Annotated in this window: 15 protein-coding genes; 10 read left to right on the plus strand and 5 right to left on the minus strand. The window is 37.6% G+C overall.

The genetic code is table 11. The features are described 5' to 3' along the window. Positions 1-83: 83 nt before the first annotated feature. From AC3ITD_RS15310 to AC3ITD_RS15325, 4 genes are all read left to right on the plus strand, one after another. Positions 84-926, plus strand: a complete 843-nt coding sequence (locus tag AC3ITD_RS15310) for a DUF6929 family protein (RefSeq protein ID WP_489361012.1) — start codon at positions 84-86, stop codon at positions 924-926. Positions 927-939: 13 nt separating this feature from the next. Beyond that, positions 940-1533 (plus strand): Crp/Fnr family transcriptional regulator, encoded by a 594-nt coding sequence (locus tag AC3ITD_RS15315; protein WP_489361014.1) that lies wholly within the window; start codon positions 940-942, stop codon positions 1531-1533. A gap of 67 nt (positions 1534-1600) precedes the next feature. Beyond that, positions 1601-2320, plus strand: a complete 720-nt coding sequence (locus AC3ITD_RS15320; protein WP_489361016.1) for a sterol desaturase family protein — start codon at positions 1601-1603, stop codon at positions 2318-2320. A gap of 259 nt (positions 2321-2579) precedes the next feature. Next, positions 2580-2972 carry a tetratricopeptide repeat protein gene (locus tag AC3ITD_RS15325; protein WP_489361018.1) on the plus strand — a complete coding sequence of 131 codons (393 nt, stop codon included), beginning with the start codon at positions 2580-2582 and terminating at the stop codon, positions 2970-2972. Positions 2973-3072: 100 nt separating this feature from the next. Here AC3ITD_RS15325 and AC3ITD_RS15330 read toward each other — a convergent pair whose 3' ends face one another. Together AC3ITD_RS15330 and AC3ITD_RS15335 are read right to left on the minus strand one after the other, a co-directional pair. After that, positions 3073-4890 (minus strand): serine hydrolase domain-containing protein, encoded by a 1818-nt coding sequence (locus tag AC3ITD_RS15330; RefSeq protein ID WP_489361020.1) that lies wholly within the window; start codon positions 4888-4890, stop codon positions 3073-3075. Beyond that, a complete protein-coding gene (locus tag AC3ITD_RS15335; protein ID WP_489361022.1) occupies positions 4877-6511 on the minus strand; it encodes an amidohydrolase in 1635 nt (544 codons plus the stop codon). Before AC3ITD_RS15335 ends, AC3ITD_RS15330 begins: the two co-directional genes overlap by 14 nt. Before the next feature lie 275 nt (positions 6512-6786). Between AC3ITD_RS15335 and mutL the strand changes: the two genes are divergently transcribed. The 6 genes from mutL (at position 6787) to AC3ITD_RS15365 (ending at position 15069) form a co-directional block, all read left to right on the plus strand. Further along, positions 6787-8622, plus strand: a complete 1836-nt coding sequence (gene mutL / locus AC3ITD_RS15340; protein ID WP_489361024.1) for a DNA mismatch repair endonuclease MutL — start codon at positions 6787-6789, stop codon at positions 8620-8622. Positions 8623-8777: 155 nt separating this feature from the next. Beyond that, positions 8778-9482: a rhomboid family intramembrane serine protease gene (locus AC3ITD_RS15345; RefSeq protein ID WP_056848468.1), complete on the plus strand. Its 705-nt coding sequence runs from the start codon at positions 8778-8780 to the stop codon at positions 9480-9482. Beyond that, entirely contained in the window at positions 9475-10329 is an 855-nt protein-coding gene (locus AC3ITD_RS15350) for a rhomboid family intramembrane serine protease (RefSeq protein WP_489361027.1), read from the plus strand. Before AC3ITD_RS15345 ends, AC3ITD_RS15350 begins: the two co-directional genes overlap by 8 nt. Then, positions 10329-11435 carry an endonuclease/exonuclease/phosphatase family protein gene (locus tag AC3ITD_RS15355; RefSeq protein WP_489361029.1) on the plus strand — a complete coding sequence of 369 codons (1107 nt, stop codon included), beginning with the start codon at positions 10329-10331 and terminating at the stop codon, positions 11433-11435. The genes AC3ITD_RS15350 and AC3ITD_RS15355 overlap by 1 nt, the downstream gene beginning before the upstream one ends. Positions 11436-11548: 113 nt before the next feature. Further along, positions 11549-12181, plus strand: coding sequence for an NAD(P)H-dependent oxidoreductase (locus AC3ITD_RS15360; RefSeq protein WP_489361031.1), 633 nt, complete (start codon positions 11549-11551; stop codon positions 12179-12181). Between the two features lie 161 nt (positions 12182-12342). Further along, the gene (locus AC3ITD_RS15365) at positions 12343-15069 is read left to right on the plus strand and encodes a carboxypeptidase regulatory-like domain-containing protein (protein ID WP_489361033.1); all 2727 of its coding nucleotides are present in this window, start codon (positions 12343-12345) and stop codon (positions 15067-15069) included. A gap of 60 nt (positions 15070-15129) precedes the next feature. Here AC3ITD_RS15365 and AC3ITD_RS15370 read toward each other — a convergent pair whose 3' ends face one another. From AC3ITD_RS15370 to AC3ITD_RS15380, 3 genes are read right to left on the minus strand one after another with little or no spacing between them, the layout of a single operon-like run. Continuing rightward, a complete protein-coding gene (locus AC3ITD_RS15370) occupies positions 15130-16089 on the minus strand; it encodes a 2-hydroxyacid dehydrogenase (RefSeq protein ID WP_489361035.1) in 960 nt (319 codons plus the stop codon). A gap of 52 nt (positions 16090-16141) precedes the next feature. Continuing rightward, the gene (locus AC3ITD_RS15375; protein ID WP_489361037.1) at positions 16142-16942 is read right to left on the minus strand and encodes a DUF4249 domain-containing protein; all 801 of its coding nucleotides are present in this window, start codon (positions 16940-16942) and stop codon (positions 16142-16144) included. 4 nt (positions 16943-16946) lie between these two features. After that, positions 16947-19271 (minus strand): TonB-dependent receptor, encoded by a 2325-nt coding sequence (locus AC3ITD_RS15380; protein ID WP_489361039.1) that lies wholly within the window; start codon positions 19269-19271, stop codon positions 16947-16949. Positions 19272-19302: the final 31 nt, after the last annotated feature.

A 19302-nucleotide genomic window follows, 5' to 3' on the forward strand; every position in this document is an offset into this window, starting at 1 on the left:
CTCCCCCGAGGGAGGACTTTGACCGGCTCAAATTTGAATAAAAGCACCGATTAATTCGGTGCTTTTATTGTTACTTTAAAATTATGTATTCAATCAATTTAGAAATTTTTAAAGAAATACGGGGAATTGGTTCTGCTTCGGGTATCATCTCCAAAGCAGATTTGCTTTACATTATTGGAGATAACAGTGGTTACCTGAACGAGTTCAATATTAAAAGTGAAAAATTACGAAAAATCCAAGTCTTATCTGATAGTGAACTAAAGGGCCTGGAAAACATTCCAAAACCACAAAAGCCAGATTTCGAAGTGCTTTATCAGTATGCAGATCGGTTTTACATTTTAGGATCAGGGTCTACCTCAAGAAGAAATTTGATGGTAGAATTTGATACTAAATCACAACGAATTCTAACAAAAAATTTGACCAATGTCTATCAAAAAATGAAGGTCCTTGCAAAAATTAACGATGAAAATTTCAACATCGAAGGAGCAATTTTTAACGGTCGGTTCTGGTTGCTTTTTAACAGGGGAAATGGCAACGATGGCAAAAACGGAATATTCCGGATCCTTGAAAAAGATTTAGCAAAAGCTGAAAAAATATCATTTACCAGCTTGAAGCTCCCCAATATTAACCATGTAGAATCTTCGTTTACCGATGCAGTGCTTGCGAACAATGATGTCTATTTCATCTCTACGGCCGAAGATACCAAATCAACTTATACCGATGGAGATATTTTGGGCAGTTTTATCGGCAGTATAAATCCAGAAAGTTTGAAGCTCAACTTTTCCTACAGGATTCCTGGCTTACATAAGTTTGAAGGGATTTCATTATTCAGGAAAACGGCAAGTACACTTGAATTTTTACTCTGTGAAGATAGAGATACGGATGAACTGAAAACCACCGTTTATAAATTGCGATTATCCGTATAATTGATAAATTTTTATGGCTGATCAGGTATTTCTGGGAGAGTATCAAAATCTCTTCAACCTTTTTGATAATATTTATCCACTAAAGGATGAAATAAAATCGGCCATCATTGCCAACAGTGAGGTAATTGAAGTTGCAAAAAAAACAAAACTTTTAAGTGTTGGCGAGCGCAGCAATACCATTTACTTTATTGTAAAAGGAGCCGCTAGAATATTCTATCTCGATAAAGAAGGCAAAGAAACAAATACCTGGTTTTTATTCGAAAATCAACTTCTCATTTCTGTTTACAGCTTTTATACTGGCAACCCGAGTTTTGAATACATTGAAACTTTAGAAGACTGCAAACTAATTGCTGTAAAAAGAGAAAAACTGGATGAATTATACTTAAACTTCATGGAATTTAATTTTTCAGGCAGGAAGTTAACCGAATTTTATCACATGCGGAACGAGATACAAGCAAACGAACTGCGTATGTTGAGCGCAAAGGAACGGTATCAAAATTTACTGGAAAGAAATCCTCAACTCTTTCAAAGGGTATCTTTAGGACACATTGCTTCATATTTGGGGATCTCTCAAGAAACCTTAAGCAGAATTAGAAAGCAAAAATAGTTTTTTGACTTTTGTCAAAAGCCAGCAGACTAGCACATCATAGATTTGATCAATAAATTTTAAATCTATGTTAATCATCATTTTTATCGTATTTGGTTTTTGCTTTCTACTCGAAAGAATTAAACCGGGCTGGAAATTGCCAAACGTTTCCACGTGGACCATCAGGGTTTTAGGAGTTAACTTCATTCAGTTAAGTATAGTTGTCTTAGCTGGATTTACCTGGGAAAAATGGCTCTCATCTATCTCCGTTTTTCAACTCTCTAATTTTGTTCCCAATTGGCTTGGCGGTATTATCGCCTATTTTATTGCCACGTTTATTTTTTATTGGTGGCATCGGTGGAGGCATACTGTTGATTTTTTATGGCTGGGTTTTCATCAAATTCACCACAGTCCGCAACGCTTAGAAGTGATTACCTCATTCTACAAACATCCATTAGAAATGACAGTAAATTCGATTATTGGAAGTTTTTTGGTTTACACATTATTAGGGCTTAATCCTGAAGCCGGAGCCATTTATACTTTATGCACAGCACTGGGGGAATTTTTTTACCACACCAATGTGAAAACACCACAATGGATTGGCTACATTTTTCAGCGGCCAGAAATGCACCGAATTCATCATCAATATGAAAAACATAGCAATAATTATGGCGACATTGTATGGTGGGATATGCTATTTGGCACCTATGAAAATCCAAAGGAGTTTAAAAGCAACTGCGGATTTGATGATGAAAAGGAGCAAAAACTATTGGATATGATCAAATTTAAAGATGTGCATGAACATTAAGTCATTTTCGATTTCCAGAAGAATAGTATATTCATCCAAAATTTACAATCATGAAAAAACGCTTCTTGACACTTTTACTTCTTTTATCCGCTACGCAGTTCGCTTTCTCACAAACTCAAGATATTAAAGATCTCTACTGGGACTTTTTGCAAATCAGATTGAAGCCAGTGAAAAAAGCAAAGCCATTAATTTAGCAGAAGCATTAATTAAAAGATCCTCTGAATTAAACCAAAAGCAAATAGGTAGTGTAACCTATCACTTGGCAAGGCTTTATGAAGAAACCGATCAAATGACTCTTGCGATTCAATATTATGAAAAAAGCATCAAAATGACGCCTGGCTATTATGTGCCTTACCTTGCTTTAGGAAATCATTATTTTAAGGATTGCCAGGCGATGATTAAAAAGATGAATGCTGCCGTCGACTCAAAAAGCGTTGTCATTTATGGCAAATTGGTAGAAGATTATAAAAAACTATCGACGAAAACCGCAGCATATTTAGAAAAATCTTACGCTTGCGATCCAGACGATTCGACTAAAGGTATCATCACTTATCTGTATCAAACATCTAAAAACAATGTGGCACTTCAAACATTTGATACACGAATAAAGAAACTTTCTGATAATTGCATCACCTTATTGGATGATGAATAATTAAAACATTCGTCATTGCGAAGCACGAAGCAATCTATTAAGCTTCAATCGCTTTGTACCTTGCAATGATACTAAACTTAGCAGTAAAGAATATTATATCCTACTTCTTCGATTCGTCAATCGCTTTGTTAATTACATCTTGAATCCGCCCTCTGATTCTTAAGTTCCCAAGCTTATCGCTCACGCTCGGATTAACCCTATTGGAAAGGAAAACATATACCAAACCTCTCGATGGATCTACCCAAACACAAGTGCCGGTGTACCCGGTATGCCCATAAGTTTGCGGCGAAGCTAGGTTTGATGGATAGTGTTTTGTACTATCCGGGTCCCAACGATCGAAACCTAAACCACGGCGGCTTACATTCGATTGTTTTGATGTAAACATGTCAACCGTTTCTGGTTTAAAATATTGCGTACCCCCGTAAGTACCACGATTTAAAAGCATCTGATAAATGATGGCCAAATCATTGGCGCTAGAAAACAAACCGGCATGACCAGACACACCACCGGCAAGTGCTGCACCCTGATCGTGAACATAACCTACTAAAAGCGTTTTTCTGAAATACGTATCTTGCTCCGTAGGGATAATTTGATCTCTACCGAAACGATTTCTAGGTAAAAATCCGGCCGCCTGCATCCCCAAAGGTTTGTAGAAGTTTTCGTACGTATATTGGTTTAACGGTTCCTCACTAATGTGCTCTACGATATCCTTCATCACATACATACTAATGTCGCTGTAAACATACTGCCCTCTAGTTTTGATGGGCGAATTGAGCATCTTTGGCCACATGAAATCCTTAAAAAAGTCTTTTTTGATGTAATAACCATCGGCAACTTTAGTTGGGAAAGCAGCAGAAGAATCTACACTATAATCGCCAGTTTTTACGTAATTGTGAAATGGAATATATGGAATAAAACCGGCCTGGTGCAGCATCACCTCACGAACTTGAATGTTGTTCATGGGCGTAGTTCGGGCTTTCGGAATATAGGCACCGATATTAGTATCCAATTTCAACTTTCCCTCCTCGAACAAACGCATTACCGAAGGTGTGGTGGCTGTAACTTTCGTTACAGAAGCCAAATCGAAAATATCGGTTACCTTATCAGGAAGATTCGTATCGTAAGTGTGCGTTCCGTAAGCCTTATTAAAAATCACTTTTCCATCCTTCGCCACCAAAATCACCAAACCTGGGGCTGCCTTTTCTCTAATGGTTTCCTCGGCAATCGCATCAATTTCTTTTAAATTATTAGAGTTTACACCAGCATCCTCGGGAACGGTATATTTCAACCGGGTTTTGTCAGTTGTAAAGCCAGAACCTACGGTATATTTTGCAGAATAGGCTTTAGTTAATTTATTTACCGCTGCAATGCCACCAAAAATATATTGCGGCACAATGGCCGCTGCGTCTGCACTGTTTTCTCCAGTCCAAATAATGGGCGACTGAAGTAAATCAAACGATTTTAATGCGGTTCCATTTCCAAAAAGGGAAATGATCACCTTTTTTGTTTTGCTTACACTGTTAATAAAATTGATGTATTTGGCATTGGTGGTTTGCTGATCATCAATGGCAATCAGCACAACGTTGAAATATTTAAGGTCGTCTTCCAGGTCATTCAGGTTTACGCTATCCTTATATTTATCTGCAGAAAACGATGTAATTTTATCGTATTTGTTAGCTAAACTATCAAAAACTAAGCTGTAAGAAAACCCCAGACTTACTGAGGCAATGTTTATTTTATCGAGAGATTTTAATGGTATAACAGCATCTTTATTGTTCAGCAAAATGGTTGAACTGGTAATATTATTGGCAACAGAAAGCTTTTTTTCGTTTGTAGCATGGTCTTGGGCACAAGCCATTAAACATAAAACATTAAAGAAACTCGCTACGCCCAGAATGACTAATCTATTTCGCTTCATATACTTTTTCTCCGTTCAAATAGGTTTTTAAAACTTTGGTTTTTAATCTGTTTTGTGGGGTTGATTTTAAAATATCGTGATCAAGAATAACAAAATCGGCAAATTTACCTTTTTCTAAACTGCCTTTTTCCTTTTCTTCAAAATTCGCTTTTGCGGCCCAAATGGTCATCCCACGTAAAGCTTCTTCCGGTGTAAGCGCATTTTCTATTTGAAAACCGCCTTTCGGAAACCCCTTTGCATCTTCTCTCACTGTTGCAGCATAAAACGTTAATAATGGATTAATGTTTTCCACCGGAAAATCAGTTCCCAGGGGTATCCAGCCATTTTGTTTAAGGAGTTGTTTGTAGGCATAAGCATCTTTAACCCGCTCTGGCCCCAATCTTTCTCCCGCCCAATACATATCTGAAGTAGCATGTGTTGGTTGAACGGAAGGAATAATATTCGCTTTTCCAAAAAGAGCGAAATCATTTGAGTTTACTACCTGAGCATGTTCAATTCTCCAGCGTTTATCGTTTTTGCCTTTGAGCACTTTATTATAAATGTTGAGCATTACCCGGTTGGCCGAATCGCCAATGGCATGGGTGCACATTTGAAAATTATGCGCTGCAATTTTTCCAGCTACCTCCTCAAAATGCTTCCGATTGCTCAACAAGAAACCACTTTTCGCTGGCATATCGCTGTAAGGATGTAATAAACAAGCACCTCTTGACCCCAAAGCGCCATCAGCATAAACTTTAAATGAGCGAACATTTAGTCGATCGGTTTTAATTGCTCCGCGTTTAAACAGGTAATCATAATTTTGTTCAGCATCGGATAACATGACATATAAACGCATTTTCAACTTTCCGTCCTTTTGCATTTTTTCGATAAAATCTACCGCTTGAAAGGGTAAGCCACAATCATCAATCGTTGTTAAGCCAGCGGCAAAACAATTTGCTTGCGCATCGGTTAAAATTTTAGTTGCCAGTTTTTCATCAGGCGATGGAATTTTGCTATCTACAAGGCCAACCGCATTATCGATCAAAACTCCAGTCAATTTTCCGTTGGCGCTAAGCATATCACCACCCACTAATTTCTGTTCACCCTTTATCCCTGCTTCATCGAAAGCTTTTTGATTAACCACAGCAGCATGTCCATCTACACGATTTAATAATACTGGTCGGTTTGGAAATAATTCCGTTAATTTTTCATTTGTAGGGAAAGCTTTATTTTCCCAGTCGTTTTGATCCCAGCCATTGCCAATTAACCAGCCATCTGGATGGGTTTTAGCGAACGCTTTCAATCTTTCCAAAATCTCCTCCCAGGATTTGGTATCCCTTAAATCTGCTGTTTGCAAGCTTTGCCCGTAACCGAAAAAATGTGCATGTGCATCGATAAAACCTGGGTAAACTGATTTTCCATCGGCATTAACTTCTTCTTTAGCCTCGTATTTTGATTGAATCTCTTTTGAAGAACCCAAGCCTAGAATTTTTCCATCTTTAACGGCAAAAGCTTCAACTTTTTCGAATTGATCATTAACAGTATAAATAATGGCATTATAAATGATCAGGTCAGCTTGTTCTTTCTTCCTGCAGGAAGAAAAAAACAACGCCAAAGAAAGGACGAAGAGAAATGATTTCATGTTGTTAAAGATAGAAAATTGAAATGAATTGGCTTTGTAAAATGCCGATTACGAAATTGGTTAGCTCTTAAATTCGGCTGGCGATCATCAATATTTTCTTATCAAGATTAAAAGGAGATGCACAATTGATAGGTGATGTTCAAGACAAAAGACTTAGGACTTCAGACTGCTGACTTTGGACTTTTTCGAACAGTCATTTACATGTTGAGTTTTAAACAAAGCCAAATCCTTAAGCTTATTTTGTATAATTTAGCAAATTCACTTTGCCCTAATACATGACTGATATTATTCACTTATTGCCTGATGCTGTTGCCAATCAAATTGCTGCCGGAGAAGTTGTTCAACGACCTGCTTCTGCTGTAAAAGAATTACTTGAAAATTCGATTGATGCTGGCGCAGATAAAATCCAATTGGTGATAAAAGATGCCGGAAAAGCACTCATTCAGATTGTTGACAATGGTTGCGGAATGAGCGTTACCGATGCCAGAATGTGTTTCGAGCGCCACGCCACCTCAAAAGTAAAAAAGGCGGAAGATTTATTCGCTATTCGCACTATGGGTTTTCGTGGCGAAGCGATGGCTTCGATAGCTGCAATTTCTCAGGTAGAAATGAAAACCCGCCGCCATGAAGACGAAATTGGTACCTGCATTTCTATTGAAGGCGCTTTGGTAACTGCACAAGAACCCGTGGCGACGCCTGCGGGCACACAAATTGCCATTAAAAATTTGTTTTACAATACCCCTGCCCGTCGTAATTTCTTAAAGAGCAATCCGGTAGAAATGCGTCATATTATTGATGAATTTACAAGGGTAGCATTGGCACACCCAACGGTATTTTTCAGCTTGCATCATGACGGGACAGAAATTTTTAACCTCCCGAAAGGAAACTTAAAACAACGTATTGTCCACATTTTTGGCAATAATTACAACGAGCGATTGGTTCCTGTTGAAGAGGAAACAACCATAATAAATTTAAAAGGCTACATCGGAAAACCGGCTTTCGCCAAGAAAACCCGTGGTGAGCAATTCTTTTTTGTAAACAATCGATTTATTAAAGACCCGTATTTAAATCACGCCGTAAGTTCGGCTTTTGAAGATCTTTTGCCAGATGATAGCTACCCGTTATACGTCCTCTTCATTGAAATTGATCCTTCAAAAATTGATGTAAACGTTCATCCTACCAAAACAGAGATTAAGTATTTAGATGAAAAATCTATTTATGCGATCATGAAATCTGCTGTAAAACGTTCTATTGGGAGATATAACATCTCTCCTACTTTAGATTTTGATCAGGAAACGGGTTTCAGTAACATGATTACGCAAAAGGCAGTGGAAGATATTGTTCCGCCTAGTATTAATTTCAATCCCGATTTTAATCCTTTTGCCAGCGACAGCAGTTCCGTTTCAGGATATGCCACTTCATCAAGAAACTATGAAGCAAAACCGAGTGCAAAAAACTGGGGCTCGCTTTATGAAGTGGTGAAGCAACCGGTGATCGAACAAACATCGTTTTACACAGACGAACCGGTCTTTGAAACGAAGCAAAAGCAATATATGCAATTGCATAACCGTTACATTGTTTCGCAGATTAAATCGGGTTTAATGGTTATCGATCAACAAATGGCACACGAGCGTATTCTTTATGAACGATTTCTAGTACATTTAGACGATAGGAAAGGCGCATCGCAACAAAGTTTATTTCCGCAAACCATTACCCTTAACGCCAACGATTTCGAACTGGCCAAAAGTTTATTGGACGATATAAAAAGTTTAGGCTTTGATGTACGTGAATTCGGAAAAAATACGTTGGTTGTAGAAGGTGTTCCGGTTGATTTAGGAAGCAGTAATATCAACGAAACACAACTATTTGAGCAACTAATTGAAGGTTTCAAAAACTCTCAGCAGGAATTGAAGTTAACTAAAAGAGATAGCCTGGCCCGAACGCTGGCAAAAAACAGTGCGATAAAAGCCGGAACTGCATTAAGCCAGGAAGAAATGAATACGCTGATTGATGAACTTTTTGCCTGTAAAACCCCTAATTTTAGCGTGAGTGGAAAACCAGTGATTCAAACCATAACCTTGGGAGAATTAGATAAGAAGTTTGAAAAGTAAGGCGAAGAGTAAGGAATAAGGAGCAAGGAGCAAGGAACAAGAGCCAGGAGCAAAGAGCAAATAAAAAGATTCCTGAATAAAGTAAATAGAAAAACAAAACAACGCTTTAAACTCCTCCCTTCTGGGGAGGTTGGGTGGCGCTAATAAATTCATAAATGAACAACCTGTATATCCCTCCAATAGTTAAAAACCTGCTAATCATTAACATTCTCTTTTTTGTGGGAACTTATTTTCTAAGTTCTACCATTAATTTGGAAGATATGCTAGCGGTTTATTATTTTGACTCTCCCAAATTTGGCGGCTGGCAAGTAATCACTTATATGTTTATGCATGGTGGTATTGCTCACATTTTCTTCAATATGTTTGCACTTTACTCCTTCGGAAGTTTATTGGAAACGCGTTGGGGAGGCAAAAAATTCCTTATATTTTATTTGATAACTGGCTTGGGTGCTTTATTACTCCAATGGGCAGTTCAAGCCATAGAGGTTAACCAAATTATTGGCCATTTTACGCTGTACGAAGGCTGGCAAAATCAAATAAAAAGTCAGGCAGATTACCAAACCATAGGGCAAATTTACGGTGGAGGCATGTTAGGTGCCTCAGGGGCAGTATTTGGGTTGTTGGTAGCTTTTGGAATGTTATATCCAAATGCTGAACTTTATATTATGTTTATCCCAGTACCGGTTAAAGCGAAATATATCATCCCATTTTATATTTTAGTTGAATTATTTTTAGGCGTTAGTCGTTTTGAAGGCGATTCAATTGCACATTACGCCCACTTGGGTGGTGCTTTAATCGGCTTCATCCTGGTTAAAATTTGGAAGGATAAGAACACAAACTTTTATACTTACTATGAATAATACGGTTAAAGATTTAAAGTTTAAGATTTTTCAATCGGGCAATCCCTTATTTCTATATATAGGAATAAACGTGATTATCTTTTTGGTTACCGCCATTATTGCTGTATTCTTATTTTTAGGCAGAACCGATTTCATTATTGGAGATTGGATTAGAGAGTATTTTGGAGTACCCGCTCAAATTACCGCTTTGCCAACCCGATTCTATACCATTTTTACTTACATGTTTTTCCATGATGGCTTTCTGCACCTGCTGTTTAACATGCTTGGTTTATTCTGGTTTGGTAATATCTTTATGAACTTTTTGAAGTCCCGTCAATTTCATTTTGTTTATCTCGCAGGCGGGTTAGTTGGCGCTTTGATTTATATCGCCGGGTTAAATATCATCCCTGCCTTTGCTGATGGATTAATAAACAGAACTGTTGTTGGTTCTTCGGCTGCAGTAATGGCTATTATTGTTGCCACGGCTACACTGGTGCCAAACTATAGCATTATGCTCTTGCTTTTTGGAGAAGTAAAAATAAAATGGGTGGCCATTGTATATTTCCTGTTGTCGTTTTTAGGCTTATCGTCTGCTAATGCAGGAGGAAATTTAGCGCATATCGGAGGCGCACTTCTAGGTTTCATCTTTATTAAAAGTTTGCAAAAAGGGAGCGACTGGAGCAAGATCTTCGAACGCAAACCTAAGCTAAAGGTTGTGCGCAACGAAAAACCGACTCCGAGAAAACCGGTTTTTAACGAGGTTTCTCAACAGGAAATTGATGCCATTTTAGATAAAATATCTTCATCAGGTTATGATAAACTATCTGCTACAGAGAAAGAAAAACTTTTTAAAGCAAGCAAAGATTAATGGCGAAAAAGAAATACAATTTCTTCGATAAACTTTTACTACCTGTTGCAGTACTACTGGCAATTGCTTTAATACTTGGTACTGTTGCCGGCAATATGGATCCACGCAAACATGCATTAATTGCATTTTTTGGCCTGGCCTATCCCTACGTATTATTTTTTCATATCATTTTTTTGGCCTGGTGGTGCATTAGTAAAAAATTGGTATTCGCTATTGTAAGCATCATTGTTATTGCTTTTGGTTTTAAAACATTAAAAGCAACTTTTTCATTTGGCGGCGATAAAGGTGGCCCGGAAAAAGTAGAAAATAGCATCAGAATGATGACCTACAATGTGCATACTTTTAAACTTTATGGAGGTGAGAATGATGAGTCGGTAAAAGAAAAGATGCTTAAAGTAGTGAAAGATGAGAACCCGGATATTATCTGTTTCCAGGAGTTTTATACCCGCTTTAAAGGCAACTTTGATATTATCGATAGCTTAAAAACGGTTTTAAAATTAAAGCATTTCTATTTCGTACCGACCAATAAAAACGACTTCGAGGCTTACGGGCTGGCTATTTTCACTAAATACCCAATAGTAGGTAGCGGCAAAATCCCTTTCGTAGATGGTTACAATGGCAACATGAGCATCTATGCAGATTTAAATATCTCGGGTAAAACACTTCGGGTGTACAATGTTCACTTCCAATCTATTTCGTTTGAAAAACAGGATTACGAATATTTGGACAAGGTTAAAGAAATGAATACCCAGCTTCAACCTTCAAAACGAATTTTGCGTATGCTTAAAAGTGCGTTTCTAAAACGCAGCGGCCAGGTAGATTTGATGAAAAAGGAAATGGCGTCTTGTAAAACCCCCTATTTAATCGCCGGAGATTTCAACGATACTCCAGCATCCTATGTGGTTACTCAAATTACTGAGGGCTTAAACAATGCTTTCGTTAAAAAAGGCTCGGGTATGGGCAAAACTTACAATGGTAAATTTCCCAACTTTCAAATCGATTATATTTTAACTTCAAAAAATCTCGAAGTGTTAAACTATAACATCACGGAGGCTAAACTATCGGATCATTTTCCAGTAAGAAGCGACTTAAAGTTTGCAGAATAACTTCTCCAATTTGTTTAACACCATTTCTCCTACCAACTGCTTTCTTACCATACATCAACAAAACGGGAATTTGTAATGATGATATTTGAGGCACAAAATTGAAAGAAAATATCATGAGCTTAATAGATGCACTAAACTGGCGTTACGCAGTTAAAAAAATGAATGGTCAGCCTGTAGAACAAGATAAAGTTGATCAAATTATACAAGCAGCTTTATTGGCACCAACTTCTTCGGGCTTGCAACCGTTTAAAGTTATTGTAATTACCAATCAAGAATTGAAAGAAAAAATTGCTCCTATTGCTTATAACCAATCGCAGATTATTGATTCATCACATCTATTGGTTTTTGCAGCCCAAGAAAATTATACTGACGAAGGTATCGATAAAGTGTTCGATAGAATGAACACGGAACGTGGTTTACCTTTAGATACAACTGATGCTTACAAAAACCAGTTGAAAGGGATGATCTTGTCGAAACCAGCAGAAGAAAACTTTCACCACGCTGCTAAACAAGCTTACATCGCCTTTGGTATCGCACTTGCTCAAGCTGCCCTTTTAAAAGTAGATTCTACTCCAATGGAAGGCTTTAATGCTGCAGAATTAGATGAATTATTAGGCTTGGATAAAAAACAATTAAAAAGTGTAACTCTATTGCCATTGGGCCATAGAGACGAAGCTGGAGACTGGTTGGTGAACCTGAAAAAAGTACGCACACCTTTAAACGAATTCGTAATCGAATACAAATAAGAAATTCACATCTAAAGGTATAACGAAACAAGCTATTTAAAAGTAGCTTGTTTTTTTATGCCCTAAACTCTTTTATTTAAAAAAATGTTAAAGATGCATACAATTTAGGTGCTCTATTTTTAATTGGATATATTTACCTTTTAGTATTTAATTTCCAATTCATGAAGATTTTTAGATTACCGTTTTTAATATTTTCAATCCTATCACTCCTAAATTTATCTTCGTCGGCACAAACTGATACCGTTAGCATCAATACTTTAATAGCGAAAACCAGCAAAGTTCTAAATGATTATCCTGCCGAAAAAATTTATCTTCATTTTGATAAGCCTTATTATGCCATTGCCGATACCGTGTGGTTTAAGGCTTATTTAACAGAAAATCAAAATTTCTTATCGGGCATAAGCAAAATCGTTTATGTTGATGTGATCAACCAAAAGGATTCACTTATCCAAACCTTGAAGTTGCCTATTGTAGGTGGCGTGGCGAACGGAAGTTTTCCATTAGATCAGGTAAATTATAAACAAGGAAACTACCATATTCGGGCTTACACCATGTGGATGTTAAATTTCGACGATCCGAGTTATTTCAACAAGACATTTTACGTGGGTGAGGCGATAGACAAGGAGGTTAAAACGCATATCACTTACAAGAATACTTCGACAGATAAGCTAGAGAAAATTGATGCCCGTATTCAATTTAAAGATGCAAATAATAAGCCTTACGCGAATAGAAACGTAAGCTGGCAGGTGGTAACAAGCTTTACAGTGATTGCAAAAGGCAGAGGAACTACAGATGCGAACGGCTACCTCACCATCGCGATGACTGCCAATCAAAAAGCCGAATACCAGCTTAAAAAAGGTGAACTGGTTACCTCCATTAATACTACCGAGAAAGATCTGGTAAGCAATATTTTTCAACTAGAGAATGCCATCCTTACCAAAGATTTTCAACTTTTCCCTGAAGGAGGAAGCCTGATTGCTGGCCTAACCAATAAAGTCGCCTTTAAAGCTATTAAAAGTGATGGTTTGGGGATTAATTCAAAAGGCACCGTAACCGATAATGATGGCAAACAAGTTGCCACATTTACGGCACAAAGATTAGGAATGGGAAGCTTTAATTTGCTTGCCGAAAGTGGAAAAACTTACAAAGCCAATGTAACCTTTGCAGATGGAACGACACAAAGTTATTCGCTACCAGCAGTTAACGAATCGGGCATTTTAGTAAATATCGATAATAGCAATCCGGAAAATGTTGCGGTTAAAATTATTTCAAATGATACTTTTTTCCAGCAGAACCAGGGCAAGAAATTTTACCTGGTTGCGCAAAGCAAAGGCGTTATTTGTTACGGTGCCCAAACTGCACTCTCATCTAAAGAATACAGCACCACTATTTTGAAATCTAAATTCCCAATGGGAATTGCCCAGTTTACACTATTTACAGATGCAGGAAAACCTTTAAGCGAGAGATTGGTTTTTGTACAAAATAAAAATGCATTAAATATAGCACTCTCCACGCCTACACCAACATCCGGAGTTAAGAAAAAGGTTAAGGTGAATATCGCCGCCAAAAAAGATGGTACTCCGGTAGAAGGTACATTTTCTATTGCGGTGGTTGATGAGAGCAAAGTTCCCTCTAGTGAAGATGGCGCTACAACCATTTTAACAGGGCTACTTTTAAGTAGCGACCTAAAAGGATACATTGAAAAACCAAATTATTACTTCAACGCACCCGATGCGAAGAAAAATGCCGACCTGGACGTTTTATTGCTTACCCAAGGATATCGATCGTTTAAATACACTGACATTTTAAGTAACAAATTGCCAAAAATCAGCTTCTTGCCTGAGCAGGGTATCGACCTTACGGGTGTTTTAAGAATGAATAATGGTATTCCTGTAAGAAAGGGTACGATACTGGTAACCATCCCAGACAAGCGTTTCAATTCGCAGGTGACTACAGATCCGGTGGGTAATTTTAAGATACAAAATCTCGTGTTAAATGATTCATCAAAAGTAACCATCTCTGCCAAATATAATGTGAACTATAAAGCCATGACGATTAGTTTAAATGGATCGCCAACGCCTGCCTTAACCAGAAATTTTAGTGCGGCAGAAGAGGTTTTAAATATTGATAGTGCATTAACCACTTACTTAGATAATAGTAAAAAACAGTATGCCTATTTACACACTTTAAAAGATGTGACCATTAAAGCGGCTACAATACCAAAGGTGAGCCACAAAGATTACCCTGCTTTAAGTGGTTTAAGTCAAATTGCCGACCATGAGATAACAGGCGATAGATTACAAGGCTGTAATTTGCTGATTAACTGTTTGCAAACGATGATGGCTGGTGTAACATATATGGATAATAATTTTTATGTGAGCAGAGATTACAACCAAGGAAACAGAACGCCAATGGGAATTTTCATCAATGGAATGAATGTGGATGTGAATCAGATTAATACCTTAAATGCATCTGAAATAGAATCGATAGAAATCTTTTTAAGAGATGAGCTCGGCTTGGTAAACAGAGCAAACAATGTAAACGGGGTAATCGTAATCAATCAGAAAAAAGCACCGAAAGGACAGAAAATATCGAAAGCGCAACTTTTGGATATGCTACCTAAAAACTACGAGCTTACCTTCTCTCCGCAGGGATATAACAAGGAAAAACAGTTTTACTCGCCACGTTATGACGTTGCCGCTAACATGAACAGAAATGATCTGCGCACCACTATTTATTGGAATCCAAAAATTGTAACGGATGCCACTGGAAATTCTTCGGTAGAGTTTTACAACGCAGATGGTAAAGGGCAATACAAAGTGATTATTGAAGGTATTGATGCCAACGGAAATATTGGCCGATCGGTAATGAAATATTTGGTGAAGTAGAAACGAAACCAAAGCTAAAAGGGTATTAGATTTGAGAATCTAACGCCCTTTTTTACGTGATTAATAAATTGGATAGGGAATTTGCTCTCCCTTTAAGCCAGCCAGAATATTCTCCACAATTAACTCGGCCATGGCCGCTCTGGTTTCTTCGGTAGCAGAGCCAATATGGGGTAAAACGGCAACACTTTCCATAAACAATAACGGATTATTTTTACCCATTGGCTCCGGATTGGTAACATCCAAACCTGCACCCCAAATAATCTTTTCTTCCAAAGCTTGCGTTAAGTCTTTTTCATTATGAATGCCGCCCCGAGCTGTATTGATAAAAATAGCATTCGGCTTCATTTTCTTGAATACATCAATCGAAAATTTGCCCTTAGTTTCATCCGTCAAAGCAGTGTGAACGGTCAATACATCACTTTGTTCCAAGAGCTCATCGAATGAAACATATTTGGCATCAAGCTCTTTTTCGGCATCCTCATTTCTAGATCGGTTATGGTAAATCACCTGCATGCCGTATGCGGCTTTGCATTTCTTCGCCATTTCCAAACCAATTTTACCTAAACCAAAAACACCAAGCGTTTTGCCGCTAATTTCAATACCCAGTTCCGTTGCAGGCTCGTATTTTTCCCACTTGCCATCTATAATTTTCCTGTACGAAAAGAAAGCTTTTCTCGATACCGCTATCATCAATAAAAAAGCAGTTTCGGCTGTTGCGGCGCTTAAAACGCCAGGCGTGTTTCCAACAGGGAGATTTAATTTCTTGGCAGTTTCTACATCAACCTGATCAAAACCAACCGAATGGAGTGCGATTACTTTTAAATGTTTACTAGCATTTAAAAAATCGGCATTAATCTTATTCGGACCAACACTTATAAACCCATCTTGATCCTTACAGGCTTCTATTAGCTCTTTAGGTGTGATTTGTCGTGTTTCTTTCCACTGGGTAATTTGTATATGATGATCTTCCAATTTCTGCAAAGCATCAGGCGCAATGTTTCCACTTATAAATACTTTCATACTCTTGAAACAGCAAATAATTATGGGTGTTTTAGCAAAAAAATATTAGCCATTACTTAACCTCAGTGCTCAGCTTTTGATAGGTGTGTGCGCTGAAATATCCTAAAGCATTATTCGAAATATTTGATGGTGGGTTAGCAGGTGTGGTACCTTGATTTGGCCCACGGCCAGATTGCTGGCTTAAGGTATACCAGTAATCAAAAATATTAGAATCGATACTTTCGGCCTCTACGCTAATTTTATCTCCAGACTTCAACCCATCATCGTCATCATCGTCCGATTCGTAAAAAAGCTGAATACGCAATTTATTTCCGTTAGTCAAGCGATCATTATTTACATATATTCTCCGTGAAAATAGATTATTTACGTAAAGATTGAAGTGATAAAAATTGGTTTCGTTTTCAGGATCAACTAAATAGGCGGCTGCGGTTTTACGTTCGTTGCTAAAAAAAGAATTGCTAACCACGCCTATCGAATCCAATTTTACCCGATTTGGCATTTTAGAACTCGCGGTATAAGTTTTACCTTCTACACTTACATTTAAGCTATAGGTATTACCAGAAATGCCACGCATTGCCTGCACATAAACGCCTGGTGTTTTTTCCATAAACGTATATCTGCTTCCCTTGTCGTCAGTTACGATAACAGTGGCGCCAGATACTTTCGGATAAATGCCCTTCTCATCATAGCCAACAGTTTTACTAATCACGATCTGCTGATCAATGAGCTGATCGGTAATATTGCCTTCGATTACAATTTGCGCTGCTGCGTTATTGGTATCCACTTCAATAATCTTTTTACAGGAAGTAAAGCATAAATTCAAAACAGCGATATATAGAATTAATTTCTTCATGGTTTTAAAATTTAAAGTTCCAGGTTACCGATGGAATAATACCGAATAATGAGGTTTGTTCGGCCACAGTTTTACTTGCATCGGTTGGATCATTAATAAATTCGACAGAATAAGGATTTTTTCTACCCAAAGCATTATACACGCCAAAATTCCAGCTTGATTGAAATCTGCCTTTATTTCTACCTTCAAGCGTTGCGCTTAAATCTAACCGCATATTGTAGGGCATTCTACCAGCATTTCTTTGGGTGTAATAATATACGGTTTGTCCACCGACAACATATTTCCCTGCCGGATAAGTCACCGCATTTCCTGTGCTGTAAATTAAACTCGAAGAAAAAGTCCAGCGTTTATTCAAATTATAAATGCCCACAAACGATACATCGTGCGTACGATCTTGCCTGGATGGGAAATAATTACCATTGTTCAATCCAGCAAACTTTCTTTCCGTTCTTGATAATGTGTAGCCCACCCAACCATTCAACTTTCCAAACTTCTTTTTAAAGAACAATTCCAACCCATAAGCCCTACCCGTTCCATATAAAAGTTCTGATTCTACGTTTGAATTGCCTAACAGTTCAGCAGCATCTCTGTAATCAATTTGATTTTGCATCCATTTGTAATACACCTCGCCAGAGAATTCATAGTTATTTTCAGCAAAATTTCTGAAATAACCAACAGCAACCTGATCTGCAATTTCTGGTTTGATGTTATTGCTACTCAACACATATTGATCAGTTGGAGAGCTTGATGTAGCATTGGTTAAAATGTGGATATTCTGCGTATTTCTGTTATAAGAAGCTTTAACAGAATTCTCTTCATTAAACAAATAGCTCAACGAAAAACGCGGCTCCAGGTTTAAATAATTCTTATAAAACTTACCGCTTTCTACTTCATCTGATGATAAGATATTGCCATCAGCATCGTAACTACTGAAATTACCAGGCCCTAATAATGAAAATGCAGCCAATCTTAATCCGTATAATAAATTCAGTTTTTCGGTTACCGCCCATTCATCAGAAACATACACGGCACTTTCTAAACCATATCGTTTTTCTTGCGTAAGCGGATTAACCTGCGATTCCTGACTGGTGGTAATGTCAATTGGAGAAATGCGGTGATGCGTGGCATTTAATCCAAAACGCAAAGTGTGCTTGTTGCTAAAATATTGAAAATCCTCTTTAAAGTTAAAATCCCGTACCAATGAGGTCGCCTTGAAATTGGTTACATCATTTAACAACCTCACCGTATAATTATAGTTATTGTAAATTAATGAGGTATTGGAAAATAAACGATCATTAAAAATGTGATTTAAACGGATCGTTGTCGTTACATTTCCCCAGTTATTCTCAAAAAGATCTTTAACCCCAATATTATCTTTACCAAAATAACCTGAGATATAAATGGTGTTTTTATCGTTGATTTTGTAATTGGCTTTGGCATTGATATCGTAGAAATTCAAAGTACTGCCATTTATTGAAGAATCTGGTGAAGCCCTTAAAAACAAATCAATATAAGTTCGCCGAAAGCTCACCATAAATGAACCTTTATCTTTTACAATCGGCCCCTCTGCTTTCAATCGCGAAGCGATCAACCCAATTCCACCCTGAAACTTAAATTCCTTGTTATTTCCATCGTCCATCTTAACATCTAAAACCGACGATAATCTACCCCCATATTGCGCTGGCATACCGCCTTTGTATAAACTTACATCTTTAATGGCATCGGCGTTAAAGGTAGAGAAGAAGCCCAATAAGTGTGATGAATTGTAAACAACAGCCTCATCCAAAATAATTAAATTTTGATCGGCAGCACCTCCGCGAACATAAAAACCCGTATTGCCTTCGCCACCGGATTTTACACCTGGCAAAAGTTGAATAGTTTTCAAAACATCTTTTTCGCCCAATAAAACCGGAATAGAGTTTAACGATTTCATATCAATACGTTCTAAACCCATTTGTGCGCTTTTTACGTTTTCATTTTTCCGGTTATTGGCGCTCACCGTAACTTCGGCTAAATCATTTGCATCATTTAATTCTTCGTTAAGTTTTGTATCCTTATTCAGATTGATAGTTTTTATAACACTTGCAAATCCCGTGTAGCTTATTGTTACGGTATAAGTTCCTTCGGGTTGAGTAAGGGCGAAATAACCGTAATTATTGGTTAGCGTACCTGCAGGAGTTGCACCGGTAATTTTAATTGTAGCACCGATAAGTGTTTCGCCAGAACTCGCATCGCGAATAGTGCCACTTAAAGTAAATTTGTTTTGCGCAAAAAGGGTTAAACTAAAAAAACTGAGAAAGAAAATGAGCAAATACGGTTTTAACGGCATGTTTAACGGATCTGATTTTTAAGATGTTTTC

The organism is Pedobacter sp. KH_004 (genome assembly GCF_057840755.1).